25 protein-coding genes are annotated in these 25,501 nt (G+C 65.1%); 19 read left to right on the top strand and 6 right to left on the bottom strand.

From position 1 onward, the window contains the following. Window positions 1–258: 258 nt before the first annotated feature. Entirely contained in the window at window positions 259–705 is a 447-nt protein-coding gene (locus C6Y44_RS27150) for a helix-turn-helix transcriptional regulator (RefSeq protein ID WP_033098657.1), read from the top strand. 216 nt (window positions 706–921) lie between these two features. On the opposite strand, the gene C6Y44_RS27145 is transcribed toward C6Y44_RS27150, so the two are convergent. Further along, window positions 922–1,977, bottom strand: coding sequence for a GAF domain-containing protein (locus C6Y44_RS27145; RefSeq protein WP_192379134.1), 1,056 nt, complete (start codon window positions 1,975–1,977; stop codon window positions 922–924). Between the two features lie 73 nt (window positions 1,978–2,050). Further along, window positions 2,051–3,460, bottom strand: coding sequence for a cytochrome P450 (locus C6Y44_RS27140; RefSeq protein WP_192379132.1), 1,410 nt, complete (start codon window positions 3,458–3,460; stop codon window positions 2,051–2,053). A 188-nt stretch (window positions 3,461–3,648) separates the two neighbouring features. Here C6Y44_RS27140 and C6Y44_RS27135 point away from each other — a divergent pair, with 188 nt between their 5' ends. Both C6Y44_RS27135 and C6Y44_RS27130 read left to right on the top strand, forming a co-directional pair. Next, entirely contained in the window at window positions 3,649–3,834 is a 186-nt protein-coding gene (locus C6Y44_RS27135; protein ID WP_033098656.1) for a toxin-antitoxin system HicB family antitoxin, read from the top strand. A gap of 380 nt (window positions 3,835–4,214) precedes the next feature. Then, window positions 4,215–5,213, top strand: coding sequence for a replication protein (locus tag C6Y44_RS27130; RefSeq protein ID WP_192379131.1), 999 nt, complete (start codon window positions 4,215–4,217; stop codon window positions 5,211–5,213). A 70-nt stretch (window positions 5,214–5,283) separates the two neighbouring features. On the opposite strand, the gene C6Y44_RS27125 is transcribed toward C6Y44_RS27130, so the two are convergent. Both C6Y44_RS27125 and C6Y44_RS27120 read right to left on the bottom strand, forming a co-directional pair. After that, a complete protein-coding gene (locus C6Y44_RS27125; protein WP_192379129.1) occupies window positions 5,284–5,547 on the bottom strand; it encodes a sigma factor-like helix-turn-helix DNA-binding protein in 264 nt (87 codons plus the stop codon). After that, window positions 5,544–6,431 carry a replication initiation protein gene (locus tag C6Y44_RS27120; RefSeq protein ID WP_192379127.1) on the bottom strand — a complete coding sequence of 296 codons (888 nt, stop codon included), beginning with the start codon at window positions 6,429–6,431 and terminating at the stop codon, window positions 5,544–5,546. Before C6Y44_RS27120 ends, C6Y44_RS27125 begins: the two co-directional genes overlap by 4 nt. Before the next feature lie 186 nt (window positions 6,432–6,617). Here C6Y44_RS27120 and C6Y44_RS27115 point away from each other — a divergent pair, with 186 nt between their 5' ends. Together C6Y44_RS27115 and C6Y44_RS27110 are read left to right on the top strand one after the other, a co-directional pair. Next, the gene (locus C6Y44_RS27115; protein WP_192379125.1) at window positions 6,618–6,890 is read left to right on the top strand and encodes a ParB family protein; all 273 of its coding nucleotides are present in this window, start codon (window positions 6,618–6,620) and stop codon (window positions 6,888–6,890) included. After that, on the top strand, window positions 6,887–7,144 hold the full coding sequence (locus C6Y44_RS27110) for a ParB family protein (RefSeq protein ID WP_192379123.1): 258 nt from the start codon (window positions 6,887–6,889) through the stop codon (window positions 7,142–7,144). The genes C6Y44_RS27115 and C6Y44_RS27110 overlap by 4 nt, the downstream gene beginning before the upstream one ends. Window positions 7,145–8,141: 997 nt before the next feature. Here the strand turns inward: C6Y44_RS27110 and C6Y44_RS27105 are convergent. Continuing rightward, entirely contained in the window at window positions 8,142–8,675 is a 534-nt protein-coding gene (locus C6Y44_RS27105) for a hypothetical protein (protein WP_192379213.1), read from the bottom strand. Window positions 8,676–9,596: 921 nt separating this feature from the next. Here C6Y44_RS27105 and C6Y44_RS27100 point away from each other — a divergent pair. The 10 genes from C6Y44_RS27100 (at window position 9,597) to C6Y44_RS27055 (ending at window position 20,058) form a co-directional block, all read left to right on the top strand. Then, window positions 9,597–10,460, top strand: coding sequence for a DUF2637 domain-containing protein (locus C6Y44_RS27100; protein WP_225623915.1), 864 nt, complete (start codon window positions 9,597–9,599; stop codon window positions 10,458–10,460). Window positions 10,461–10,898: 438 nt separating this feature from the next. Further along, window positions 10,899–11,987: an IS630 family transposase gene (locus C6Y44_RS27095; RefSeq protein WP_192379219.1), complete on the top strand. Its 1,089-nt coding sequence runs from the start codon at window positions 10,899–10,901 to the stop codon at window positions 11,985–11,987. A 386-nt stretch (window positions 11,988–12,373) separates the two neighbouring features. Continuing rightward, window positions 12,374–12,565 (top strand): hypothetical protein, encoded by a 192-nt coding sequence (locus C6Y44_RS27090; RefSeq protein ID WP_192379211.1) that lies wholly within the window; start codon window positions 12,374–12,376, stop codon window positions 12,563–12,565. A 26-nt stretch (window positions 12,566–12,591) separates the two neighbouring features. After that, on the top strand, window positions 12,592–12,807 hold the full coding sequence (locus C6Y44_RS27085) for a hypothetical protein (protein WP_192379208.1): 216 nt from the start codon (window positions 12,592–12,594) through the stop codon (window positions 12,805–12,807). Between the two features lie 78 nt (window positions 12,808–12,885). Then, a complete protein-coding gene (locus C6Y44_RS27080) occupies window positions 12,886–13,827 on the top strand; it encodes a DUF3560 domain-containing protein (protein ID WP_192379206.1) in 942 nt (313 codons plus the stop codon). Window positions 13,828–13,890: 63 nt separating this feature from the next. Continuing rightward, window positions 13,891–14,286 (top strand): hypothetical protein, encoded by a 396-nt coding sequence (locus tag C6Y44_RS27075; RefSeq protein ID WP_192379204.1) that lies wholly within the window; start codon window positions 13,891–13,893, stop codon window positions 14,284–14,286. A gap of 482 nt (window positions 14,287–14,768) precedes the next feature. Further along, window positions 14,769–15,569 carry a ParA family protein gene (locus C6Y44_RS27070; RefSeq protein ID WP_121209544.1) on the top strand — a complete coding sequence of 267 codons (801 nt, stop codon included), beginning with the start codon at window positions 14,769–14,771 and terminating at the stop codon, window positions 15,567–15,569. Beyond that, window positions 15,566–15,907: a hypothetical protein gene (locus tag C6Y44_RS27065; protein WP_192379202.1), complete on the top strand. Its 342-nt coding sequence runs from the start codon at window positions 15,566–15,568 to the stop codon at window positions 15,905–15,907. Before C6Y44_RS27070 ends, C6Y44_RS27065 begins: the two co-directional genes overlap by 4 nt. A gap of 452 nt (window positions 15,908–16,359) precedes the next feature. Further along, a complete protein-coding gene (locus C6Y44_RS27060) occupies window positions 16,360–16,827 on the top strand; it encodes a hypothetical protein (protein ID WP_192379201.1) in 468 nt (155 codons plus the stop codon). A gap of 216 nt (window positions 16,828–17,043) precedes the next feature. Further along, complete coding sequence (locus tag C6Y44_RS27055) at window positions 17,044–20,058, top strand: Tn3 family transposase (protein ID WP_039583599.1); 3,015 nt, start codon at window positions 17,044–17,046, stop codon at window positions 20,056–20,058. Window positions 20,059–20,081: 23 nt separating this feature from the next. Here the strand turns inward: C6Y44_RS27055 and C6Y44_RS27050 are convergent, their stop codons facing one another. Next, window positions 20,082–20,750, bottom strand: coding sequence for a TetR/AcrR family transcriptional regulator (locus C6Y44_RS27050; RefSeq protein ID WP_039583585.1), 669 nt, complete (start codon window positions 20,748–20,750; stop codon window positions 20,082–20,084). Between the two features lie 129 nt (window positions 20,751–20,879). On the opposite strand from C6Y44_RS27050, the gene C6Y44_RS27045 reads away from it, so the two are divergent. The 4 genes from C6Y44_RS27045 to C6Y44_RS27030 all read left to right on the top strand — a co-directional run bounded on the left by C6Y44_RS27045 (window position 20,880) and on the right by C6Y44_RS27030 (window position 25,291). Beyond that, complete coding sequence (locus C6Y44_RS27045) at window positions 20,880–22,451, top strand: MFS transporter (protein ID WP_039583601.1); 1,572 nt, start codon at window positions 20,880–20,882, stop codon at window positions 22,449–22,451. A 12-nt stretch (window positions 22,452–22,463) separates the two neighbouring features. After that, on the top strand, window positions 22,464–22,745 hold the full coding sequence (locus C6Y44_RS27040) for a universal stress protein (protein ID WP_225623914.1): 282 nt from the start codon (window positions 22,464–22,466) through the stop codon (window positions 22,743–22,745). A 128-nt stretch (window positions 22,746–22,873) separates the two neighbouring features. Further along, on the top strand, window positions 22,874–23,491 hold the full coding sequence (locus C6Y44_RS27035) for a recombinase family protein (RefSeq protein WP_006553200.1): 618 nt from the start codon (window positions 22,874–22,876) through the stop codon (window positions 23,489–23,491). Between the two features lie 330 nt (window positions 23,492–23,821). Continuing rightward, the gene (locus C6Y44_RS27030; RefSeq protein ID WP_192379199.1) at window positions 23,822–25,291 is read left to right on the top strand and encodes a ParB/RepB/Spo0J family partition protein; all 1,470 of its coding nucleotides are present in this window, start codon (window positions 23,822–23,824) and stop codon (window positions 25,289–25,291) included. Window positions 25,292–25,501 lie beyond the last annotated feature (210 nt).

The raw sequence follows: 25,501 nt of genomic DNA, 5'->3' as shown, positions 1-25,501 counted from the left end.
GGTTCAACCCCGGATACGTGACACCGACGCCAATCACTGACACGTGTCCGGGGTTTCCCTTTTGCCGGTGGCTTCACCGTGGCTCGCGCTGGTTGCCGGCCAGGCGCTTCCCCTCGGCTCAGCCGATCGCTACCCCCTTCGCCACAAGATCCGTCGATGAAACTCTATTCCAGAAGACTACATCAAAATCTATTCCGGTGGAAGATGACGCAAGCCATTCTGTAGGGCACTGTTATGCCTCGTGGAAAGGTTTGGGGCATGACAAGACGGCCTCTTCGGGGATTCGACCGGGAGAGGCTGATCGAGCTGCGGACGAAGAAGGGTTACACCCGTGGCGACCTGGCGAGGTTCGCCGAAGTGAGCGTGGCCGCCGTGCGCGCCTGGGAATCCGGGCAAGCCACCCCGCAGGTGGACCGTCTGGCCCGTGTCACTGCCGCGCTCGATGTTCCGATGTCCGAGCTGGTGCGCATCCCCCCGCACGAGCGGTACCTGGGCGATCTGCGCGTCCAGGCCGGCCTGACTCAGCCCCAGCTGGCGCTGCAAGTCGGCATCTCCACGGCATCGCTCAGCAGCCTCGAGCTGGGGGAAACATCGCTGCGCGAGCCGGTAGCCGACGGGCTCGCTCGAGCACTGGGAGTGGACACAGCAGAGATCCGTGCCGCCTACGAACGGACCCGAACCCGACCGCCTGGCGCGCCCGTCTGACACGCGCGACACACCTTGTGTCGACGCACGCAAAGTACGGATAACCACGTCTGAGCTCCCCCCGCGGAGATAGCAGCCCACCTCACGCAGGCATGCGGAAGCGGCCGAAACCGGCTGTGCTGCATCCGAGGCCGAGTGAACAGGCCCCGGGAAATCCCCACGGGCGGGGACGCGGAAGACAAATTACCAGATCACGCCCACGAGTCCGGGACCAACCTACCCGCCCGACGACCCCTGATCGGAGCCCTGAAAATTCTCTGTGGCCGAATCGAATTCGTCCGACATCGTTGAAATCTGAACGAGTACCAGACGGTCGCTGAGCGGACCGGGATACGGGCTGATCGACAATTGCGCTGTCCGCCATCCCGATTCGGAACGCAGACGAGCGCGGACACACCGAGCGGCGGTATCCCCCGAACGAAACGTTGCCAGCGCATCGGCCAGCACATGCCGGTCGTCGGGATGCACGATCTCGTTTCCACCTTTGATGTTTCGCCAGGCCACCCACGGCGGGGCATCGGGCAGCCACATCGTCAACACAGCGAGGTCGGCGGCGAAGACGCCGGTGTAGACCCCCGCCGATCGCAGCATCTCCTGCATGCCCAGCTCACTCAACGTCGGCAACTCCGGCGTCGTCGTGTCGGAGACGTCGTGCCACAGCAGCCGCAATCCAACGTTGCCCGGATCGGTGCGGCCCTTGCCCCAGCAATACCAGCGCATCACCCGACCATCGGCGTGCAGAACCGACATCGGAGCCTCCCACCGGCGACCGTGCACCGGGTCGATGCCCAGCTCGAACAACGACGCCGAATCGTCGAACTTCACCGCCTTGGCGATGTACTCCGCAGGAGTCCGCTCCGGCACGTGATCCTCGGGCAACACCCCGGACATCATCGATGCTTCGACCGTCTGCCCGATCACCATCCGCTCGAGACTCCACGCAATCCCCGCTGCAATGCGAGGTGGGCCGGGAACCCGGCCGGGCTCACCCACCCACACCTGGACACCGTGCGCCTCCCCGCTGGGACCGAGAACAGGCAGTACCTCGATGTGAAACGCCTTCTGCGCCCCCTTACGCGAGCGCACATCGATCCTGACCGGCCGACGAGTGCGAACAACCTCGTCGATGATCGGCGTGACCGGCAGATCCGGGGCCGGCTGAACATGTCGGGTCACCGACGCCCACTCCTTGACCGTGCCGCCACAGCTGACCACGGACATCTCGCCGTCGACCAACGTCTCGACCAGATGCCACTCATTGAGAATCACCATTAACTTATAACCTTCCCCGAACTGTGGGCACAGTACTGCTGCCCAGGGGGAACCTACCTGTCGGCCGCACCCATCACCGACGCGAGAGCCGGACCTTCAACCCCCGCGGCTTGAGAGTGATCGCCTCATGCACGTCGAGCTCGTAACCCGGCTCCGGAGCGAAGTCGTACCGCCGGATCAACGCCGCGAGCGTGAGCACCGCCTCGTGCAACGCGAACTGACGACCGATACACGCCCGGATCCCGGTCCCCCACGGCTTGAAGATGTGCGCCGGACGCTTCCGCACGGCCTCGGGCTCGAACCGATCCGGGTCGAACCGCTCGGGGTCGTCACCCCACAGCGGGTCGCGGTGCAGCTGCGGCAGCAGCACGAACACCCACGAACCCTTCGGCAGCCTCCGTCCGCCGAGGGTGGTCTCACCGCGCACCTTGCGGAAATAACCCGGGGCCGCCGGCCACAACCGCAGCGTCTCATCCACCACCCGCCGCACATACCGCAGCTTGGCGACCTGCTCGTACCCGATCCGGCCGTCGGCACCGACGACCTCGGCGATCTCGGCCCGTGCCTTCGCCACCACCTCGGGATGTCGGCTCAGGAAATGGACCGCGAACCCCAGGGTGGCCGCAGTGGTCTCGTTACCCGCGACCAGGAAGGTCAGCACCTGATTGCGGATCGACTCCGGACTGAGCTGCTCGCCGGTATCGGGATCGACGGTGTGCATCATCAGGTCCAGCAGATCGCCGTGCTGCTCACCGGAGCGCATCCGCTCCTCGACGATGCGATCGACCGTGGCCTGCATCAGCGCGATATCGCGTTCGTGCTGCTCACGCGCCGCGCGGCCGAACAGGGCCCGCAGGATCGGGATGTCGTTCGACGAGCGGTTGATGTACTCGAGCGCCCGGCTCATCGCCTCGATGAACGGATCGGGCTCGGTGCGGCCGAACGAGTCGAAGTCGTAGCCGAAACCGCAGCGGCCGATGACGTCGAAGGTCAGCGACGTCATGCTCTTCGGCACGTCCACATACTCACCGCCCGCCGCTGCGCTGTCCCAACTGTCGACCAGCCGGTCGACGACGGTGAGCATCGAGTCGTGATAGCCACGCATCGCGGCCTGGCTGAAGCCCGGACCGAGGATATTGTGGGCCTTGCTCCAGTTCGGTTCGGAGTTGAACGCGGTGAACAGTCCGTCGCCGGCGATGACACGAAGCTTGCGCAGCGGCTTACCGAGGAACTTCGCCCACTTCTCCTCGTCGTTGACCTCCCGCACCAGGTCGGCGCCGGAGACCACGATCAACCGGTGCTGGAGGATCTTGCGTTCGAAGATCCCACCGAGTTCCTGCGCCATCTGCATCTCACGCTGAACCGGCTTGGCCACATCGATGCTGAGCAGATCACCCACCAGCGGCAGTCTCCATCGAGGTTGCGGAATCGGCGGAGAGTCGGTGGTCGCAGGGCTGCTCGTCGAAAGCTGCGGTGACGCCATTCGTGAGAGTGTGCCCCACCGCCGGCGAGAGGCACACCGCCGCCTCCCACCGCTCAAGGGCTCCCTGACTGCCGTCCCACTAGTCGACACGCGCCACGCCGATGTACGGAGGTAACTGACATCCGCGCTCGCAGCCGCTAACCTGAGTCAGATTCAACGGGCCGATCTTGAAGAACGGGGGTTTACGCATGGCACAGCCGCATAAAGGCGACCGCGCCGCGATGACTCTACGCATCCCCGCTGAGCTGCACGAACAGCTCCGCAACGATGCCAAGGACGCCAAGGTCGCGCTGTCCCAATACGTCGCCGACCTGCTCGCACTCCAAGCCGGTCGACCGGACCTTGCCCGCGAGATCAAGGCGGTGACCGTGTAAACGCCACCAGAGAGGGCCGCTAGCCGCCAACTAGCCCGCCCTCAGATGCAGAAAACCCCCCGCCTGCCAAGCGAGGGGTCTTCCAAACCGAATATGTGACCGAGCAAAGTCGCCAAACTCCTCGGGCACTCGAACTTTCTCTCCAGAAAGCCTTCGTTATGCATATTAGCGAGCGCTGCTCGTTTGGGCCAACTTCCGTCTTAAATCACATTCCCGCGTGTCGCCCACAACGGAGCGCACACACCGCCCGCGACAACCGTCGAGGTCCCGGCCGCGCCGCTCCCCAGACCCGCCGTGGTCGCCGTCGCGGCAGCTACAACCTCCGCGTAGCCGATGGTGCCTACTCCCCCATCCCCGTCTGGGACTCCCGCGCGGGCTGGATGCGCCAGATCATCACCTTCGTCCGCAGCGAGACCGGCATCAAGATCTGCCACGAGCACCGCATCGCCCCGGACAAGTTCATCGCCGCCGCCAACGCTCACGCCGCTTACGCCGACGAATCCACCGGCCGCAGCCTCACCGCCGCCCGCGACACCCTCGCCGAATACGCCGGCATCAGCACCGACGTCCTCGACCGAGCCCGCCAGATCCTTCGCCGCATCGGAGCCGCCGTCGAACTCGTCCGTGGCCGCTACCTCACCATCGCCGAACGCGTCGAAGCCAGCCTCACCCATGGCGGAAAGCAACTCCGCGCAGCTTCCGTGTGGGCCTTGACCAGCAAGTTCACTGCCGACTCTTCTGTTTATCCCCAGTTTCCGAATCATGCGGATCTACCGGAGAACCCTTTGGGTTCTACAGGTATCTCTCGTTCTCAAATAATCACCAACGCGCGCGCTACGCGCCGCGCCCGGGCTTCGACGAAAAACCCGGGCGGCCCACGACCCCTACACGCTCAGATCGCCGCAGCGCGACTGGCCGACCGACTCGGTCCCACGATGCCCGAATACCGCGGCGTGAACCGAAATGGCCACTACGTCCCCGGAACCACCCATCACCACGTTGGAGCGATCGCCGACGCCCTGACCGCCGCAGGCATCGACACCACCCGATGGACCGGCGACGACATCGCCGACCAGATCACCGAGTTCCGCCGCGACCGCACCCTCCCACACCTAACATCCCCGACCGCCTTCCTGCGCTGGCAACTCCGTGCCCTTGCCGACGTGTGGTCAGGGCCTACCCCCACCGAACACCGCACCGAGATCCAAGACCACCGCGCAGCCGAACGTCGCGCCGAACTCGACCGGCGTGCTGCTCATCCTCCGGCCAGCGACGACACCCGTGCCACCGCTCTCGCCGAGATCCGGAAGATACTGTTCCAGCGCTCGAGCATGCGCACCCAGACCCGCGGGAACCGCTTCGACCGGAACCACTACTGAACGAAATGCTCGCTCCGGTCAGCACCACAGCGGCGAAGAGGAATCGAATCGTTTCACGCGGAAGCCACTCCTACCCCTCGAGCCTGCGGGCATCATGCAATATCCGACCCACCGCTCCGGTCGACATCTCCAGTTCCTCGGCGATCTCGCGGTACTTCATCCCCTGCTCGCGAAGTTCGACCACCTGCTTGCGTCGACGTTCTGCGCGTTCGAGGAATTGGTCTCGGGGCTCAGCAATCAGACGACGTGCAGTGCGCTCCGACGAGCCGAGCCGGCGTGCCAGTTCCTTTGCAGTGATCGACCGACGTTGTTGTGCCTGGGCGCTGCCACTCATTGCGCAAACTCCAATGCTGTCGCCAAATCGAACTTAGTGGCCCGCTTCCTGTTTGCTTCCCGTTTCGCGGAGCTCATGACCTTGCCACCCTTGCTGCCACGTGTTGCCTGGCGCGCCCGGAACGTCCCCTCGTCGAAGTTACGCCAGATCCACTTGCCTATGGAGTACGCCGTGGCACGGACCTCGATGAAAGGAAGAGGGTCGGCGAACTCGCTGTTGATTCCGTGACAACGCTGAAGAACCAGTTGAAGCCACTGATCGACGGTGTCATGACGATGGTGCCACCACTGTGGGTACGCCCACTTACGGGCAGTGTCGAACATCGTCACATTGCGGCCCAGACCCACGGAGCGGTCGGGCCGGCGCGGGGCCTGACGAGGTGTGTAGATGGTCGCCAGATCCCGCAACGAGTAGGGATCCGCTGGACCGTAAATGGTTTCCCATTCAGGGTGGATCGGGTTCTTGGTCAGCTGCCCACCGTAGGAGAAGTCCCCACCGACAGAGATACACAGACCTCGCTCGATGCGATGGGCGTAGCGCAGCGGAGTCAACCGTGCCGAGTCGGTACGGCAGACTCGATGATCGCCCAGCCACCAACCCAGGTGCGCCCGCCCGGAGGGAGATTGCGCGACCCAGCTCGGCGTCGGATGATCCGACGGTTTCTCGAACGCCCGCATCGCCGCATCGGGGTGGTCACAGTCGATGACGATCGATCCGAGCAACGCGTGGGGAGAGTGCTGGATGTAGCGCATCATCAATGCCTGGTCACGGCTCATTCGGTACTGACCGTGCTCGAGTTGGTTCGTCGCGAACGGCCGATGCGGCAGGAGCACCTCGTTTCCCCACTGCTCGTCAGTGAGAAGGGACTCCCCCGCCGTTTCCATGCCGAGTACTGTGCACTACCAAGATCGAGTATTCGGGTAGGACACGCCGAGCCATATACAGAGATTATTCGGGTAGGCCATGCCAAGCCATATCAGGTATCCGCACTGCCCACTCCTTCCGAATCCGTGACCATGTCCATTCGTGGCAGAGTCGACGACGCACGTACCGAAGTTACGATGAGAACCATGACCGGGAAGAAGCGCATGGCCTTCGACATCAGCGAATCCGACGCCGACCGGATTCGCGCCGCCTACGTCGGCACCCGCGCCATCCTGCCCCCGGCCACCCTCAGCGAGTTCATCACCGCCCTGCTGGTCGAGGCCACCGAACGCCTCGAAGCCGAACACAACGAAGGCCGGCCCTGGCGAACCCCAAGCCGCAGCGAACTCAAATCCCTCTCCCAGACCGGCGTCGGACGCAACGCCCCGGGCCGCCCAGGAGAACAGGACCAGCAATGAGCGAGGCGTCACGCACTCCCCGGCCCAAACTCGGGTTCCACACCGACCAGGCCGAACGCATTCGCGCTGCCTACCTCGGCACCCGCACAGTCCTCCCGCCGAGTACCTTCAGCGAATTCCTCGAGACCGCCGTCCTAGAGACAATCGAGCGACTCGAAGCCGAACACAACAACGGCCACAGCTGGGACGCTCCGGCCACCGGGGAAGTCAAGTCCACCGCCCAGACCGGCGTCGGCCGCTGGAACCGCACCTGAGACTCATCAGTCGCACCACTCCCCATCCTCCACAGTGAGCAGTTCCACCAACTGCGACGATCCGGATTTCTGGTCTGACATACCCAGGCTCATTCGTTGTAGATGGATCGCAGCGAGGGCCGTCGTGGCACGCTCGGTTCCTGTACGTATCGACGTCGATCCGCATTGAGGGTGTGTCAGGATCCGGAGAGGCCCCTGGTTCACAATCGACCTCTCGGACGACAAGCAGATCGGTGCGATCGAGAGAGGGGAAAGTGGCGAAAGTAAAGAAATCTTAAGGCGGCGGTCATGCGCTGACACTCTCACTCGATGCGGAAGATCAGCACCAGGGCATGCACCCCCTTATGCGGGTGCCCTAGAATAATGCGTGACAGGGTGACTTCACACCGCTTCGCGGCTGCAACGGGGTGATTATCGAAATGAATGCACGTAGTTCCTCCAGCATTCACATGTTCACAGTGATCTGGGGTCTGTTAACGGGAATATTTGCGCTAGCCGTTTGGCGCTTCGTAACTCCACCGCGATACGGGGAATTATCCTTCTCCCAAGAAGGCGCCAGGACGCAAATGGAATTCAGCATCCGTGTATCTGATCCAGCTTTTATCCCTTTGGTACCCGCATGGCTCACTTTTCCTGTCACAGGCTTGATCTTGGGGTTCCTCGTCGGTACTGTTCTGAGCCGAATCGGGGTACGGAATGTAGCTAACGAGGGGCGCCGCACAACGACCCTTACCTGGTTGCTGTGCGGCGCACTAGGCCTCGTTACCGGGCTAGTTTCCGCCGCGACCCTCCAATGGTCGCCCCCCACAGTTTTTGTAGGTCCTGAAATCGCAGAACGTACAGGGTTTCCTCCTCAACTTGAGGTCCCTTGGATCTGGTTGACCTTACCTTCTGTAGGGATCATCATCGGCGTACTGGCCGCGGTAGCACTGCAGTGGAACGGGTCGACTATTGTCCGTGACCAGTCGCACTCGCGTAGCGAGACAGTTGCCAGTGGTTAAGCCCACACTGGCCCACATGTCTGCCTCCAGCCTTCCCACACGCCGTTGGTGCGCTGCAACTGGTAACGCATGCACCAGGTGCCGGCTTCGATGAAGTTGTTGATCGGAACGGTGACTGCGTATCCATTCATGATGTTCACTGCGCCGCCGTTTGTTCCCCAGAAGTACATTCCGTTGGGTCGATCAACGTTGAACCGAGCGTTGACGTAGGTGTACGGGTCGTTTCCGGTGCGCGATGCGTCAAACCATACCGACTGGGAATTCGCCCACAACCCGGACCCGTTGATGTTGAAACAGGCATGCCGCGCTCCGAGGAAAAGAGTTTCATATCTGTCGCAGTTGGTCCAACTCTGCGGCCGGATAACTGGGCCGTGCTGAACTTCGGCGTCAGGGACTGGGATAAGCTCACCGTTTGGCCCCGCCATCATTATCGGCGCGTCCACTTGTACGCCGGTTACCTCCTCCGCGGAGGCCGGTGCAGCGAAAGCTAAGCTCATGACTGCTGTTGCCGCAGCAGCGAAAACGACCATTCTCCGATATAAGCTTCGCACTTCATTCCCCTCGTTATGCGTGCTGCCCGTCGGCAACGAATCCTGCATCCCATTCGGAGGACTTTTTAGAAACGGACTCGAAATTCGAGACAGGCGCGTACTTGAATACTGCACAATTGACGGTATCGACCCGCAGGAATCCGAGGCGGGATGACCAATCATCTCCCGCTTCAGCAATCTGATTTACGCCTACAGAGTGGCTGGAACCTGCGCCGTCATTGCTTGAATCCCCTCCCGATGGTAAAGAATTTTCCTCCCGTCGGTATATAACCACACATCCCTACCGGTCGCAGCGATAGCGGAGCAAGTTGCAGGAATGATCGAGTCGGGTGGGCGATCCGGACCAATTGCGGTGTCGTTCGCCGAGCAACGTCAGCGGTCGTAGAGGTTTCCTGGGACCCCTGCCTTGTGGTTGGCCGTATCTGTGAAACCTTCCGCATCTCCTGACGCTGCGGCTACGCCGGTCAGAGGTGCGGACGTCAGGGGCATTCGCGTTGACCGCGACCGAATCGGGAGTCGAAATCGATCCGACGAACTCACCGTGCGCAGGGGTGCTCAACTGTTACATGGTCGGTGAGCACTGATCGCCCCTGCGGGGGCTTCTCCTGGCTCCAGCGCCCGCCTTTCGAGGAGTTGGTGACTTTGTGCTGCCGTCGCCATGGCAGTAGACACCGGCCTCGCTGTTCTTCGGAACCTGACGTCCGCATCTGGCAGTACCAATGGACCCTTCCTCAGCGTGCTGTCGCAGACCCACCGCACAGAGCTCTCCGACTCCCTCGAACTCGTGAGAACGAGACCAATCGCGCTAACCGCGCTGTCCTGAGAATGAAGACGTGACCTGCAACTCTCACATGAGAAACCACTTCTCATTTCATAGTTTCCATTGTTATTATGGACACCATGAAAGCGACGAAGCGCCATAAGAACGAGAAGAACTCGGAGCCCGCCAACACAACACCCGTCAGCGGATCCATGTGGTTCGCAGGCGTGACCATCACCGTAGGAATCGGCGCGGCCGCGTTCATTCTCAGCTTCCTCGCACTGCGAGACCTGTGCATCCAGGCCGGCCAACCGAGAGAGATCGCCTTCCTGTTCCCCGTCATCGTCGACGGAACGATCCTGCAAGCAACGATGGGAGTCGTCTCCCGACGTCACGACCACCGGGCGCGACGATTCTTCTGGAAGATTCTCATCGGAGCCGCCACCGTCTCGATCGCAGGAAACGCGATCCACGCCGTTCTCACCACGACCCCCGGCTTCAACTCCGTTCTCGCCGCAGTGATCGCAACACTCCCGCCGATCTCGCTGCTCGCCTCCACCCACGCGCTGACCGTTCTCGGCCGTCGCACCGCTGCACCCACCGAGAGCCCCGCCGAGACTCACATCGAATCCGTGCCCGCGACACAGCCGCTCCGTGAGACCGCGAACGAGAACGCGACCGCATCCAAGACTCACGTCACGACCATCACTGAGAACCGTGCCGCAGCCGGGACTGCGAACGAGACCCCAGCCGCGCAACCGACTCGCACCGCGACCGCTGACGCTCTCACTCGACAGCTCGAGGTGCCACTGCCCCACCTACCCGGCGCGCACCTCGACGCCACCCCCATCCCGACCTTCCACTCCCACGAGGAACGTCGCGAATGGGCACTGACTCGACGTCAGGCCGGAGTGGACGTGCCCGTCATCGCCCAAGAAGTCGACCGCTCCGTCGCCACCGTCTACCGATGGCTCTCCGAGGCCGACACCTCCGTCCCCATCTGAGCATCACAAGGTCATCGAAAAAGCAACTTTTCAGCTTCAAATCTGAATCAACAAGAGATCAGACCGACATCAAAAAATGCCCACGTCTGATGCCTGACAGTCTCACCTCGGCGTATCGAACTCGGGAATCGTCCCCGGTTGGGTGCGCCGAGTCGCATTTGCGGCGTTGACCAGGGGCGATTCGCCCCCGGACCCCCTTCGGGTCGTCTCGGGTGTCGACGAGCAGTGTGCTCAAGGGTCGGTGTGGCAGTCGGATTTTGGCCTCGTTGGTCTCGGGGCCGGCAAACGTATGCTCCCGCGGCCGGCGGACGGTGCCCCTCGCCCTTGCTAGTGGCTCGTCTCGGATTGTTGACCGGGTAATCCGCGGCTGACCGACACGTCCACGGCAGACTGTCTCCGAGTCGAGACAAGGAGGTAGTCGTGGCACGCAAACCGAGCGTGTTCGTTCGATCGTTGACCATGGAGGAAGGCCGGCGGCTGCAGAAGATCAGCCGCACCGCCAAGGACCCGATCAAACTCCGCCGCGCCATCGTGGTGCTGATGTCCGCGCAAGGCCAGACCGTCAAGGACATCACCTCGTTGATCCAGGTCAGCGACGACTACGTCCGCGATGTCATCCACGCGTTCAACGAGCAGGGATTCGAGGCGTTGCACCCAAAATGGAAAGGGGGACGACCGAAGACGATCGATGAGCAGACCCGCGAGAAGATCTGCTTGATCGCCCGGACGTCCCCCGCCGATTGGAAAATCGCCGGGTTCTCCACCTGGAGTCTGGCCAAACTGGCCGAGCACCTGATCGCGCAGAAGATCGTGCCGACGATCAGTCGTGAGACGCTGCGCCGCATCCTGCGCGACGGGAAGGTCACCTGGCAGTCGACCACGACGTGGAAGGCCTCGACCGATCCGGATTTCCTGTCGAAGATGCGCACGATCTTGGATCTGTACGACACCCCGCCGGCCGACGGTCGGGTGGTCTGTGTGGACGAGTTCGGTCCGCTGAACCTGCAGCCGCGGAAAGGGAAATCGTGGCGGCCGGCCACCCGTCCTGCACGGTTGCGGGCGACGTATCACCGCTACGACGGGGTGATGCACATGCTCGCCGCACTCGATCTGTCCAGCGGCCGAATGTATTACCGGATTCGTCCGCGCAAACGTGCCGGTGAGTTCCTCGATCTTCTGAAGGTGTTGCGGGCCAGGTGGCCCGGGGAGAAGTTGTATGTGGTCCTGGACAACTTCTCCCCGCACCGGCACCTGAGTGTCCGCAGGTGGGCTAAGGACAACGACGTCGAGTTGGTGTTTCTGCCGACCTACGGGTCGTGGCTGAACTGGATCGAGGCGGAATTCGCCGCCTTGCGGTATTTCGCGCTCAACGGCACCGATCATCGCAGTCATGCCGAGCAGAACACTGCGATCGCGTCGTATATGCGGTGGCGCAATGCTCGTGCCGAGCCGAAGACCCGGTTCGCCCCGGACTCACCGATCCGGTCGTGGGCCGAGTACCCGCATTACCCGGCCAAGGTTGCGTGACGAGCCACTAGGAGTGTGCCCCGGCTCGCCTGCCGTGAGCATCGGCTCTACAGATCCCCGGGGGCTCCGCCCCCGGACCCCTGTCCCTCACTCCCAAGGTTCCCGCTGCTCCGCGGGTACCGCGCCCGGTCACCACACACGGCCCTACCGGACCCGCCGACCACCGAGCAAGGGAAAACCCGCCCTTGCCCGGCAGCCGCCGCGCCCGGTTCACCAGGGCAGCACCGACCGACCGAGGTACCCGCTCCACCACCGCCGAACCACCCCGCTACACCCACAAAACCGCAGGTAAAAGCCTAAAAGGTGTAACCAGCATCACCAGAAAAGCACCGAAAAAGCACCAACAACACATCGTAAAAACATCAAAACAGATGTAAACTAGAGGCATGGGCAAGGAAGCCATCACCGCGAAGCTCCACAACCTCGGCCGCGACATCGACGCCCTGCTCGAGAACATCTCGACCGGCCAGGACATCTCCGTAGTCCTGGCCGAGTCCCGCGACGCCAAGGCCGCCGCCCGTGCCGCAGGCATGACCGAGGACGAAATCAGCGCCGCAATCGAATCCGGCCTCAGCTGACCGACCACCCCGGAAGGAAAGACGCGATGACCACTCCCGTCCCCACCCAGACGCTCGAGCTCCCCGACCAGTGGTGCGACTACAACGGCTGCACCACCGAAGCCACCCACACCGACGGCGAGTGGGCCATGTGCCCCCACCACGAGGAACGCGCCTACCGGACCACCACCTACTGGCGGCCGATCCTCCGCTGGACCACCCGCCCCGGCCCCCACTGGCCGGTCTTCATCGCCGAGTACTGATCCACCCTCCGCGCCGGTGGGGAGTCACCGCGACTCCCCAGCCGGCGCGCACTACCGACCCGAACAGGAAACGCGCACATGCTCACCATCACGCACACCCCAACAGAGGGCACGATCATCGACGGCACCAGCAAAGGCGACGGCACCGCCCCGATCCTCAAAACCGCAGGTTGGAAATGGGGACGCAGCATCACCGCCTGGTACATCCCGCACAGCCGCGACCGCGCCCCCCACCTCTCCCGCATCGAACACACCGCCGCCGCCCTGCGCGCCGCCGGACACGACGTCGACACCGACATCGACACGACCCTTCGCGACGGCACCGACGCCCACCACGACCGCAACGAACGTCTGACCGACCGCGCCGACGCCCTCACAGCCAAGGCCGAACGCAAAGCCACCGCCGCCGACGCCGCCCACGCACGCCACGACCACGCCTGTGCCGCGCTGCCCGAAGGCGGAGAACCCATCAAGGTGGGACATCACAGCGAACGACGCCACCGCCGCGCCCTCGACCGCGCCCACACCACCGCCCGCGCCGCGATCGAAGCCGACGCCGCCGCCCGCTCAGCCGCCGAATCCGCCCGCATCGCCGCCCGCAGCACCGATCACCGCTACACCCCCGCAGTGATCCACCGCCGCATCGAACGACAAAGCGCCGAACTACGCAGCATCGAACGTCACCTCACCAAGTACCGCGCTGCCGGACACACTGCCGAGACCAGCAGCCACATGCACCAGCTCGAACTCAACAAAGCCGAACTCGAGCGCGACATCGAATACTGGACCGCAGTACGCGCCGAACAGGACGCCACCGACGGCCCCAAGCTCTACAGCCGCGCCGACCTACGCCCCGGATGCTTCGTCAACTGTTCCGGCACCTGGCACAAGGTGATCCGAGTCAACGCAAAGTCGGTCACCGTCGCCACCGCCTACAGCTGGACCGACCGACTGCCCTACGACAAGATCACCGACGTCCGGGCCGAGGACGCCCACACCCCCATCCGCCCAGGTCAGTAACCCACAATCCGGCGGCCGCGACCCCGGCCGCGGCCGCCGGTCCCCACTCGCCGCGAGGACGCCATGAGCGCCGAATCCCTGTTTGCCGAGTGCATCATCCCCGGATGCACACAGCCCGTCACAGACGAACTCACCCCCTGCCAGACCTGCCGCACGATCTTCGGACCCATGCTGCAAGAAGCCGACCGACCCCCGAGCTACACCGCCGCCGACCTCGCAGAACGAGACGCAGGCACCGCCGCTGCCTACCGCATGATGCGCGCACTACCCACCGCGGCCCAGCACAACGACCTGGACACCGAGCGAGAACGCCGCACAGCCGAACACGAAAAAGCCGCAGCGCAGGAACGCGGCGAAGCCGAAAAAGCCAACCAGACCTGCTGGCTCTGCGAAGAACGAAGAACCTGCCTTCTCCGCCCCCAAGGGTGGGAATGCCGCCAGTGCCGCGAGATCCGCTGACCCACGGCCCGAGCCGGACGCCCCTCACGGCCACGGCTCGGGCCGCCGCTATATCCGCCACACCTCTACGGTCTGCCGCCACCGCGAGGCCGGCCGAAAACCGAACCCGAAGGAGCGGCTGCGCCGCGCAGACCCCACCGCCGACCACGAGCCGGCGCGAATCCCAGCGGCCCCCTGTGCACGACCGCCATCGAGAGTGTTGGATGTTCGCTAGCGCCACGCACCAGCCGCCAGGACTGGAAACCCTGCGAACGCAACCAGAGTCACCCCACCACCCCCACCCCCAGTGGCAGCGGTGGCCGACGGCCAGGGCATCGAGCCCTGGCCCTCGCTGTTCCATCCACCATTGACATGGAAACGAACCTGAACAGATACAACGCCACACAGTCCGCGCCAGTCACGAAACCGTCATCCGATAAGAACCAGAAGAGCACGCTTTATGAATCAGAAATGATGTATTCTTGCATCAAGAAAGGGAGGCCATGAGTTCGAAAATCATTCTGATCGGCAACGAGAAGGGCGGGGTGGGCAAGACCACCACCGTGCTCAATGTCGGTGAAGCCCTCGCTCGTGCCGGCGCGAAGGTGCTCCTGGTCGACCTTGATCCCTCCGGCAACCTCACCCACACCCTCACCAAGTTGCAGCCCGACCTCCGCGCCGCAACGAAGGTGACCGCCGACCACATCGTCGATATAGACCCGGAGACCCGAAAGCCTGCTGCCGAGGCGATCCTCGACGCAGTGCGCCCCGGCGTCGACCTCATCGCCGCCCCAGCGAACGCAGCCCACCTCATCGGCGCCGAGAAGAACATCACGAACGATCCCATCGAAGGCCCTCACGTCCTGCGGGAATCACTCGAGCCGATCCGTGACCGCTACGACTACATCCTCATCGACTGCTCCCCCACGCGAAATGCCCTCGAGATGTGCGCGCTCGTGGCCGCTGACCAGCTCATCGTCCTCAACGAAGCGCATGATTTCAGCATCGCGGCCATGCAGGGCGTGACCTCGTACGCCCAGAGCATCAAGAAGCGGCACAACGGCAATCTGTGGGTCCGCGGCACCATCCTCAACAAGGTGCAGTCCGGAACGGTCCTCGCTCGCGCCTGGACAACCCAGTTCACCGAGGCTGGCATCCCTGTCCTGGGCAGCGTCCAATCCGCCGAGCCGATCAAGAGGGCCGTCAACGACGGGGTATCCCTCGCGGACACGAAGGACGGTTGGCGTCACGTCTGGGTCTATGACGACCTGGCCGCCACCATTACTCAAAGGAAGAAGTCATGAGCGACATCCGCAGCATGTTCGACGCCGAAGCTCCCGACGAGAACGTCCCGGTACGGGCCGCAGCACCGAAGAAGATCGTGCAGCAGCCCGCCTTGACCCGGCGCACGTTCACCCTCGCCGAATCCGTCATCGACGCTGCGACCAACGCTCAAAAGGGTCTGCGCGGTGTCTACCCCGGCGCGCACGGCAGTCTCAACAGCTTCATCGAGGCCGCCATCGCCGAGTACACCCACAAGCTCGAAGAGGAATACAACGGCGGCGAGCCCTTCCCCGATGTGGAGAAGGTACGCCGACGCAAAGCCCGAGGCAGCAAGAACGACAGCACCGACGAGGACTGACCGCACCACCAGTCCAACCGTTGAAAGGCCCCGACCTCCTGGTCGGGGCCTTCGGTCTACGCGGGCCCCGCCTACGGGTACAGAAACTCCCCAGCCCGACCCACATCGCTCTACCGATGCCCGGGGGCTCCGCCCCCGGGACCCCTGTCCCTCACTCCCAAGGTTCCCGCTGCTCCGCGGGTACCGCGCCCGGTCACCACACACGGCCCTACCGGACCCGCCGACCACCGAGCAAGGGAAAACCCGCCCTTGCCCGGCGCCCGCCGCGCCCGGTTCACCAGGGCAGCACCGACCGACCGAGGTACCCGCTCCACCACCGCCGCCGAACCACGCGTTACACCTGCAAAACCGCAGGTCAAAGCCTAAAACGTGTGACCGGCATCACCAGAAAAGCACCGAAAGAGCACCAGTAAATCATCGAAAAGTCATCAAAACAGATATAAAATAGAGTCATGAACAACAACGAGAACGACCATCGCCCCGCCGGTCTCCTGCTCGATGTCTACCGCGCCCACCGCCTCGGCGACTGCACCAACGGTGGTATCAGCGCTGCCGCCGACGCTCTTCTTCTGGTCGGCGTCCTTGATGAGCGCCGCGCCCGCACGGGCCGCATCGCGCCACTGCCGTCCGGCTGCACCCCCCACGGAGTGCGAAGCCACGTCGGCGGCCGTGAGCAGATCAGCCCCGCCGTCGCCGTACGGATTCGCCGCTATGCCTTCGTCGAAGGCAGCTATGCCGCTCTGGTCGGGGTCGGATGGAACGCCGATCATCGTCGGTACGAACTAGCGGAGCCGGGGCGAGTGGTGATGTTCGGAGGCAACTACGCCGGAACCTCCGACTCGAGACTGGGCGAGCTGTCCGAACGGTATCTCGGCCACCGATCCATAATCCTGCCCATCCACGACCGCATAGAAGCTTGAACCAACGGCCCCGCCCCGGCGGGGCCGTTGTCGTTTCACGGAAAACCCCAGCTCAGAGCGCCAGAAGGGGGGGTAGCCGTAGCATCCGCCGGAAATCGGGCGGATTTGGCGTATCCGACTGGTGGGCAAGGGGTTTCGAGTTCGGCATGCACTGTCGACTGGTTGGTGCTTGACTGCCGATGATGATGTTGGTCGGTGCTGGTGGAGGCTGAGGTCGTGGCGACGCGGATGTTCGCGGACGAGGAGTTGGAACGACTGCGGGGATTCCCGGAGATCAGCCGCGAGGAGCTGTTCCGGTACTTCACGCTGACGCCTGCGGATCTGGCGTTCGTGGATCCGGGCCGGGGCCGGGGCCCAGCCGAGCGGCTGGGCTTGGCGATCGCGTTGTGTACGCTGCCGTGGCTGGGATTCGTGCCGGATCGGCTGGTCACGGCTCCGCCGGTGGCGGTGGCTCGTGTCGCCGAGCAGTTGCGGTTGGATCCGGTGGTGATCGGTGCCTACGGCAGGCGAGCCAAGACCCGCACCGAGCATGTGCGCCTGGCCGCGCGGTACCTGGGATGGCGTGCGGTCGGTGCGCTCGAGTTCAAGGAGCTCGATGAGTTCCTGCTCGCGCGGGCGATGGAGCACGATTCCCCGACTCTGCTGTTCCGGCTGGCGTGTGAGTATCTGATCTCGGCGAAGGTGATCCGGCCAGGCCCGGTCACCGTGGTCGAGCGGGTCGCCCACGCCCGCCACCAGGCCCAGACCGAAACCTATGACCGGCTCGCTCACGAGTTCACTGCGGCGCGGTGCGCGGAGTTGGACGGCTTGCTTGTCACCGACGCTTCGCTGGGGATCTCGCGGTTGCGGTGGCTGTCGACCGGGCCGGTGGAGGCCTCGGCGGCCGCGGTCCGCGCCGAGGTCGACAAGCTGGGTTTCCTGCGCGGGTTGGGCGCTGATCGGCTGGATATGTCGGTGCTGCCCGCCGAGCGGCGCCGGTTTTTGGCCACGATGGGCCGGCGCCTGAGTCCGCAAGCGCTGCAACGTCGGGATCCGCAACGCCGGTATCCGATCCTGCTCACGGTGCTGGCCCAGTCCGGCACCGATGTCCTCGATGAGGTCGTGGCGTTGTTCGATCAGGCGATCTCGGTGAAATTCGGTGCTGCCGAACGGAAGATGCAGCAGCGGCTGGCCGAACGAGGAAAGACTGGAGAGGACCGTCAGGCGCTGCTGGACGATCTGTTGGAAATCGTCACCGACCCCGGCGTTCCGGATGAGGAGATCGGTGCGCTGATCCGCGGCGAGAAGATCGGGTGGGAGCGCCTGCGCGCGGCGATCGCCCAGGCCAAGCCCAGGTTGCCGCGTGATCACGGGCATCTGGCGGCGTTGGATTCCTCCTACAACTACCTGCGTCAGTTCACCCCCGCGGTGCTCGAAGCGGTGCGCTTCTGCGGCGGTACCGCCGCGACCGAGTTGCTGATCGCGGTGAACATGCTGCGCGAGTTGAACGCGACCGGGCGGCGCAAGGTCTTCGATGACGCCCCGACCGGGTTCGTGCCGATGAAGTGGCGCGGCTACCTCGACGAGGCCCGCAAATCCGGCAGCGCGACCGCGTATCGGCACTACTGGGAGTTGTGTGTGCTGCTCGGATTGCGTGACGGGTTGCGCAGCGGGGATGTGTTCGTGCCGGGCTCGCGCCGTTACGCCGACCCGGCCGCCTACCTGCTCACCACCGGGCAGTGGGAACCGCAACGCGTTGAGTTCTGCGGCCTGGTCGGGCGATCCGCCGATCCTGGCGTCGCGCTGGCCACCGTGGTCGCCGAACTGCACGACGCTCTCGGTGAGCTGGAGGAGGTGCTGGCCGGCGGGGACGGCCCGGTCCGGCTGGACGAGGGCGGGGATCTGGTGATCTCGCCGCTGAGCGCGGAAGATGTTCCCGCCGAGGCGATCACGCTCAAGGCCGAGCTGACCGAAATGCTGCCGTTCGCGCCGATCGTGTCGCTGCTGATCGAGCTGGACAAACGCACCGGCTACCTGGACTGCTTCACCCACGCCGGCGGTCAGGCCACCCGGACGCCGGAGCTCAAACGCAACCTGATCGCGGTACTGCTGGCGCACTCGACGAACCTGGGGTTGACCCGGATGGCCGAGGCGTGCGGAATCACCTACGACATCCTGGCCTGGACCGACGAGTGGTATGTGCGCGAGGAGACCCTGCGCGCGGCCAACCTGGTACTGGTCGGCTACCACCAGCGGCTGCCGCTGACCGCGGTGTTCGGCGCCGGAACACTGTCGTCGAGCGACGGGCAGCGTTTCCCGACGCGCGGTAAGTCGACCACGGCGCGGCCGTTGAGCCGCTATTTCGCCAGCGAGGGCCTGTCGACCTACACCCATGTCAGCGACACCCACGCCACCTACGGCACCAAGGTCATCGTGGCGACCAAACGCGAAGCCCACTACGTGCTCGATGAGATCCTGGGCAACGCCACCGATCTGCCGATCACCGAGCACGCCACCGACACCCACGGGGTCACCCTGGTCAACTTCGGGTTGTTCGACCTGCTCGGGATGCAGCTCTCGCCACGGATCCGGGATCTGGGGCGGATCACCCTGTACCGGCCGGGCCCGCGCGCCGAGGCCGAGGCCCGGTTCCCGCACGCGGGCCCGCTGATGACCCGCAAGGCCAACCTGGGTTTGATCGCCGAGCACTGGGACGATCTGCTGCGGTTGGCCGGATCGCTGAAGTTCGGGCACGCCACCGCGTCGCTGTTGGTCGGCAAGCTGTCGGCGTCGGGGCGGCAGAACACCCTGGCCGCGGCGCTCAAGGAGTACGGGGCGCTGCGGCGCACCATTTACGCCGCGAGATACCTCTCCGATCCGGACTACCGGCGCAAGATCTCGCGGCAGCTCAACAAGGGCGAGTCGCTGCACGCGCTGCGCCGCGACCTGCTCTATGCCCATGAGGGGATGATCCGGGCGCGCCACCTCGAGGACCAGACCGAGCAGGCCTGGTGCCTGACCTTGACGACCAACGCTGTGATCGCCTGGACCACAGAGTATTACGGGTTCGCTGTCGAGCAGATGCGCCGGACCGGGCAGCGTATCGATGACGAGGTCCTGGCCCACATCAGCCCGGCCCACAGTGCCAACATCAACTTCTTCGGCGCGATCGAGGTCGACATCGACGCCGAGCTGGCCCAGCTGGGCCCGACCGGGTACCGGCCGCTGCGGGTGCGCGACACCTTGTTCTGACCGCGCGGAACCGGGGCCCGTGGTTACGGCGTGGCGATGTCGATAGCGGTGTCTGCTGGCGTGGGTGTTCGGTGGGCGGTGAGGAAGTTGTCGACGAGCCGGGTGCAGTCGTCGTGGTCGATGCTGCGTAATCCGGTGAGACGGGCGAACACGATCGGGCCGAGGAGTTCGATGATGGCGAAGGTGGTGTCGAGCTCGCCGAGCATCGCGCGGGCCTCGGGACTGGTGAGGATCTGGTCGAACGGGTGGCGGTACTGCTCGATGACGCGCGCGCGCAGCGAGGTGACCGCGGCCGGGTCGGGGTGGTCCTCGCCGATGGAACCCATCGCCAGCCAGGCCAGGGTGGTCATCTGCACCGGAGCCTGTTCGATGAGGTCGGCCTGGCTGGCGAGCAGCGCCAGGAGCCGCTCACGCACGGGCCCGGTGCCGGTCGGTGTGTCGACCTGGGGAAGTAGTCGTTCGAAAGTCGCCGCGAGCAGCTGGGTGGTGCTGCCGAAGTGCCGGTAGAGGGTGGCGCGGGCGACCTTCGACACGCGGGTGACCGCCTCGACGGTGACCGCCTCGACACCGCCGGTGGACAGCAGATGGGTGGCCGCGTCGAGCAACCGGTTGCGTGAGCGCGCCAGTCGCGGATCGGCCTGCTCGTCGTCCGCGGCGAGCGGGTCGGTCGCCGCCGGGCCTGAGTCGGTCATGGACGCGCCTTCCTCCGAATTCGTGTCGTTGAACTCTTGATATGGGTGAACTCTATCCCACCCCCCAACCACTATGATACGAATGGTCTCGTACAGATACCGTTGGTCTTCAAAGTCGGGGAGGTGCCGGTGGCCACACCCGGAACGGACACTGTCGAGATCGCCCGCTGGACCAGGGCCCAGTGGTGGATGCTGGCGGTGTCGTGCCTGGCGGTGGCGCTGGTGGTCGCGGCGATGGCGGCGTTGTATTCGGCGTTGCCGCAGATCGCGCTTGCGACCGGGGCCACCCAAGCCCAGCTGACCTGGATCGTCGACGGCTACACGCTGGTGCTGGCGTGTCTGGTGCTGCCCGCCGGCGCCGTCGGTGACCGTTACGGGCGCCGCGTGGTGCTGGTGGTGGGGTTGGTGGTGTTCGCCGCCGCCTCGGCGCTGCCGCTGCTGCTGTCCGACCCGGCCTGGTTGATCGCGACGCGCGCGCTGGCCGGGGCAGGCGCCGCGCTGGTGATGCCCTCGACGCTGTCGATCCTCACTGCAGGGTTCGCCCCCGCTCATCGCGGCCGGGCGGTGGGGATATGGGCCGGGGTCGCCGGATCCGGGGCGATACTGGGGATTCTCGGTGCCGGGGTGCTGCTCGAACGATGGTCGTGGCTATCGGTGTTCGTAGGGTTGACCGTGGCCGGGGCGGTGCTGGCGGGGTTGGCGTGCACCATCGCCGAGTCCCGCCAGCGCGAGCATCCGCAGGTGGACTGGGTGGGCGCGGTGGCGGTGGCGGTCGCTGTCGCGGCGATCGTGTTCGCCGTGATCGAGTTCCCCGCGCGCGGCTGGGCCGACCCGCTCGTCGCCGCCGCCGCCGGGGTCGGCGTGGCCGCGACGGCGGCCTTCGTGGTCGTCGAGCTGCGCTCGGCGGCGCCGCTGCTGGATGTGCGGTTGTTCGCCCGCCGTGGTTTCGGTGCCGGGTCGCTGTCGGTGACCATCCAGTTCCTGGTCACCTTCGGGGTATTCCTGCTGCTTGTGCAGTACCTGCAGCTGGTCTTCGGTTACGGGCCGCTGGCCTCGGCGCTGGCGTTGGCGCCGATGGTGGTGCCGCTGGTCGTGATCTCGGTGATCGCGCCGTGGCTGTCGAGCCTGGTCGGGTTACGGGTGATGACCGTGGCCGGCCTGCTCACCATCGCCGCCGGGCTGGTGCTGGTGAGCCGGCTGACACTCGCCGCGCACTACCTCGACCTGCTGTGGCCGCTGCTGATCATGAGCGCGGGCCTGGGATTGTGCACCGCGCCGGCGACCTATGCCATCGTCGCCGACACCCCCGAGGCCAAACACGGGGTCGCCGCCGCGGTCAACGACGCCGCCCGCGAGATCGGCGCCGCGATCGGGATCGCCGTGGCCGGCAGCGTGCTGGCCGCCGGCTACACCCACCGCATCCAGCCCGCCCTGCCCCAGTTGCCCGAGCCCGCCCGCGGCCCGGTCGCCGATTCCCTGGCCGCGGCGCTGCAGGTCGCCGACCAGGCCGGACCGGTGGCCGCACCGCTGGCCGAGTTCGCCAAGGCCGCGTTCGTGCACGGCAGCGGCCAGGCCGCGCTCGCCCTGGCCGCCCTCACCACCGTCGGGGCGATCGTGCTGGCAGTACTGGCCCCCGGCCGCGCACCACGCCGCCGATACATCTCGACCATTTCCCCCGCAAAACACGCTCCCTTCTCGTGAAAGACGCCCGTCATGACGGCCTATCGCACGATCATCGTCGACACCGACGGATCCGACCGCTCCTACCGTGTGGTCGACCACGCCGCCGAACTCGCCCACGCCACCCACGCCCGGCTCCTGATCATCTGCGCCCGCCACCCCATCGACGCACGTGAGCTCGGGGCGGACCTCGACCGGCTCGGACCCGACGCCTACCAGCTACGCGGCACCACTCCCACCGAGGCCATCCTGCGGACCGCCCACCAGCACGCCCTCACCCACAACACACCCCCACACACCGATAACACCCCCTGACCTGTTCCGTAACCGGATCGGCCACCGGAACACCACGCAGAGCCAACGTCGGCCCAGCTCACCGGTGTTCCGTAGAGGTGTTCCGCTGACTGTGCCGGTCAGCCCCCGCTATCTGGAACACTTTCGGCATGGGTGAGCCGTTCCGCGTCGGATACTGCCGCTGCTCCACCGACGAACAAGACGTCGAGATCCAAACCGAGCAGCTATTGGCGCTCGGAGTGCCGCGTGAGCGGATCTTCATCGACAAAGGGTTCTCCGGGACCACCCGCAAGAACCGGGCCGGGCTCGACAACGCACTCGCCGCCGTCACCTCCGCCGCGGCGGCCATCGACGGGCGACAGGTAGTGCTGACCACGCCGAAGTTCGACCGATTCGCACGCAACATGGCCGAAGCAGGCCAGACCCTGACCGAACTGCGCGAGCGCGAGGTGCTGTTCGGACTCGGGAGCTCGATCTACGACTGGAACGACCCGTTCGGCAAGCTCTTCCTGCAAACCTTGGCCATGGTCGCCGAATTCGAGGCCAACCTCAACCACCTACGCACCCGCGAGGGCATGGCCAAGGCCCGCGCGAAAGGCAGGCTCAAGGGCAAGCAGCCGAAACTTCCTCTCACGGCACGGAAAACAATCCACCGCCGCTACCACGACCCCGCCGACGACGCGAGCCTGGCGGACCTGGCCGAGGAATACAGCGTCGGCCGCTCCACCATCCACCGCATCGTCAGCAGTGCTGCACCACGAGCCTGAGAATTCACCAGCCTGTCGTCAGGATCCCGCTACTTTGCACTTCCTGACAACCTTGGGTTGCGGGCCCTTACGTCCCACACGAGTTCTGGCCCGAATCGGATCGTCGGCGAGCTGGGCGGATACGCCGCGCCCGCCAGGAGCCGGTGGCGAGACAGACGATCGTTTCGACCCAACAGGCCGAGCGGATCACCGACCGGGCACTACGCCATATCCGCCCGATTTTCGGCAAATGCTACGGCTACCCCAAGGGTGACAGCAGTCACCAGAAAAGCATGAAAAAAGAATCAAAGAAACATCGAAAACGCATCAAAAAAGATGTAAACTTGAGTCATGAACAACGGAACCACCGCCGAATTCGCCACCGTCGACCCCGCTGACCTGCTCACCGACTCCAACATCCGCCATGACCTGCGCCTGACCGATGCCTTCCGCGAGTCGATCGCAGAGCAGGGGGTTCTGACCCCCATCACTGTGTGCCGCACCGCCGCCGGACCCCTGCGCGTGCTCACCGGCCATCGCCGTACCGCCGCCGCCCTCGAGGCCGGACTGACCCAGATCCCCGCCCTCATTGTCGGCGACGAAGGCGATGGCACCGACGCCGCCGTCGAACGGCTCGTCACACAGTGGAGCGAGAACGAACACCGCGCCGCGATCACTAACGGCGAGCGCCTGGCCCTGTTCGAGGCCCTGGCCGACCACGGACTGACCTCCACCAAGATCGCCCGTCACACCAAGGCGCCCCGCACCGAGGTTGAGGCGGCCCTGACCTTGCGCGACACCGAGCAGCGCGACGCTGTGCAACGAGGCGAGCTGACCATCGAACAAGCCGCCGCCCTCGCCGAGTTCGGCGACGATCCCGCTGCCGTCCGCCGCATCGAGTGGGCCATCGGCAGCGGACGACTCGACCACGCACTCGCCGCCGAACGGTTGCGCCGCACCGAACGCAACGCCGCACTGGCCCGCGCCGAGGCGTACCTCGCAGAACACTCCATCGCCGCCGTGCCGCTCGGTGCTCTTCACGAGAGAGTGGGGGAGGGGACCAGCCAGCTGGTCGAGCGCGTCACCGATGAAGAAGGCAACACGCCCGCCATCGAAGAAGTCGCCGCCCTCGGACACCTCGGGCTGTACGTCTACAGCTGCACCACCTATTTCGACCGCGAGAGCGGCGACGAGGTCGACGCGGACTACATCGTGGACGAGCTACCCGAGGGCGATGCCCGCGAGGAATGGATGATTCCCCGCGAGAACGTCGTCGAAAACCACGAGACCACGCTGTACTGGCACGTCGTCAATATCGAAGACACCCCTTGGCGCACCTGGTGGGGACACCCCCGCCCCGCCGAGTCCGAACAGGAACAGAGTGCCGAGGACCGCGCAGCTCAGCGGCGCGAAGTGATCGAGAACAACCGCGAATGGCGAGCCGCCACCGAGGTCCGCCGCAAGTGGGTCGCCCAGCAGACCACCCGCAAGACCGCCCCCAAGGGCACCGCCTCATTCGTGGCAACAGTGCTGACGAAGTGGCCCCAGATCCCCGCCGCCTATCACGCCCGCACCCTGGCCGAACAGATGCTCCCCACGTCCGACACTCTCGCGAAGCTCGCCAGCGCCACCGACCCCCGCGCCCTGGTCCTGCTACGCGCCCATATCCTCGTCGCCCTCGAGTCCCAGGTCGGCGTCGAGCGCTGGCGCAAGCCCACCGACCTGTCGCAGTTCTACCTGCGCGCCGTCGAAGGCCAGGGCTACACCCTCGCCGACATCGAGCGCCGCGCCGCCGGACTTGACCCCCTCGACGAGCAGTAACGCCCCTCCCGGTGGGCGGTCGTGTCGGCCGCCCACCGGGCCAGGCCACTCGCCGGGTGCCGGCCCCGGCACGCATGGCCGTCGACCGGGGCATCGAACCTCGGTCGACGGCTCCGGCACGGTCCTCACCTACGCATCACAAAAGAATCAAAAAACAACCATACAATCATGTAAAACACATCGAAAAGGCTTCACAAAGCATGATAATTA

This window comes from Rhodococcus rhodochrous (assembly GCF_014854695.1).
GTDB lineage: Bacteria > Actinomycetota > Actinomycetes > Mycobacteriales > Mycobacteriaceae > Rhodococcus.
Note: the sequence above shows the minus strand (reverse complement) of the source record. Positions and strands in the feature narration are given on the sequence as shown.

Excerpts from the sequence above, each read along its gene's own strand:
- C6Y44_RS27080 (WP_192379206.1), top strand. The coding sequence starts at position 12,886 with ATGCTCACCATCACGCACACCCCAACAGAGGGCACGATCATCGACGGC.
- C6Y44_RS27120 (WP_192379127.1), bottom strand. The coding sequence starts at position 6,431 with ATGGAAACGGCGGGGGAGTCCCTTCTCACTGACGAGCAGTGGGGAAAC.
- C6Y44_RS27105 (WP_192379213.1), bottom strand. The coding sequence starts at position 8,675 with ATGGTCGTTTTCGCTGCTGCGGCAACAGCAGTCATGAGCTTAGCTTTC.
- C6Y44_RS27085 (WP_192379208.1), top strand. The coding sequence starts at position 12,592 with ATGACCACTCCCGTCCCCACCCAGACGCTCGAGCTCCCCGACCAGTGG.
- C6Y44_RS27050 (WP_039583585.1), bottom strand. The coding sequence starts at position 20,750 with ATGACCGACTCAGGCCCGGCGGCGACCGACCCGCTCGCCGCGGACGAC.
- C6Y44_RS27030 (WP_192379199.1), top strand. The coding sequence starts at position 23,822 with ATGAACAACGGAACCACCGCCGAATTCGCCACCGTCGACCCCGCTGAC.
- C6Y44_RS27065 (WP_192379202.1), top strand. The coding sequence starts at position 15,566 with ATGAGCGACATCCGCAGCATGTTCGACGCCGAAGCTCCCGACGAGAAC.
- C6Y44_RS27130 (WP_192379131.1), top strand. The coding sequence starts at position 4,215 with ATGCGCCAGATCATCACCTTCGTCCGCAGCGAGACCGGCATCAAGATC.
- C6Y44_RS27040 (WP_225623914.1), top strand. The coding sequence starts at position 22,464 with ATGACGGCCTATCGCACGATCATCGTCGACACCGACGGATCCGACCGC.
- C6Y44_RS27135 (WP_033098656.1), top strand. The coding sequence starts at position 3,649 with ATGGCACAGCCGCATAAAGGCGACCGCGCCGCGATGACTCTACGCATC.
- C6Y44_RS27145 (WP_192379134.1), bottom strand. The coding sequence starts at position 1,977 with ATGGTGATTCTCAATGAGTGGCATCTGGTCGAGACGTTGGTCGACGGC.
- C6Y44_RS27140 (WP_192379132.1), bottom strand. The coding sequence starts at position 3,460 with ATGGCGTCACCGCAGCTTTCGACGAGCAGCCCTGCGACCACCGACTCT.
- C6Y44_RS27075 (WP_192379204.1), top strand. The coding sequence starts at position 13,891 with ATGAGCGCCGAATCCCTGTTTGCCGAGTGCATCATCCCCGGATGCACA.
- C6Y44_RS27125 (WP_192379129.1), bottom strand. The coding sequence starts at position 5,547 with ATGAGTGGCAGCGCCCAGGCACAACAACGTCGGTCGATCACTGCAAAG.
- C6Y44_RS27035 (WP_006553200.1), top strand. The coding sequence starts at position 22,874 with ATGGGTGAGCCGTTCCGCGTCGGATACTGCCGCTGCTCCACCGACGAA.
- C6Y44_RS27090 (WP_192379211.1), top strand. The coding sequence starts at position 12,374 with ATGGGCAAGGAAGCCATCACCGCGAAGCTCCACAACCTCGGCCGCGAC.
- C6Y44_RS27115 (WP_192379125.1), top strand. The coding sequence starts at position 6,618 with ATGACCGGGAAGAAGCGCATGGCCTTCGACATCAGCGAATCCGACGCC.
- C6Y44_RS27070 (WP_121209544.1), top strand. The coding sequence starts at position 14,769 with ATGAGTTCGAAAATCATTCTGATCGGCAACGAGAAGGGCGGGGTGGGC.
- C6Y44_RS27100 (WP_225623915.1), top strand. The coding sequence starts at position 9,597 with ATGAAAGCGACGAAGCGCCATAAGAACGAGAAGAACTCGGAGCCCGCC.
- C6Y44_RS27150 (WP_033098657.1), top strand. The coding sequence starts at position 259 with ATGACAAGACGGCCTCTTCGGGGATTCGACCGGGAGAGGCTGATCGAG.
- C6Y44_RS27060 (WP_192379201.1), top strand. The coding sequence starts at position 16,360 with ATGAACAACAACGAGAACGACCATCGCCCCGCCGGTCTCCTGCTCGAT.
- C6Y44_RS27110 (WP_192379123.1), top strand. The coding sequence starts at position 6,887 with ATGAGCGAGGCGTCACGCACTCCCCGGCCCAAACTCGGGTTCCACACC.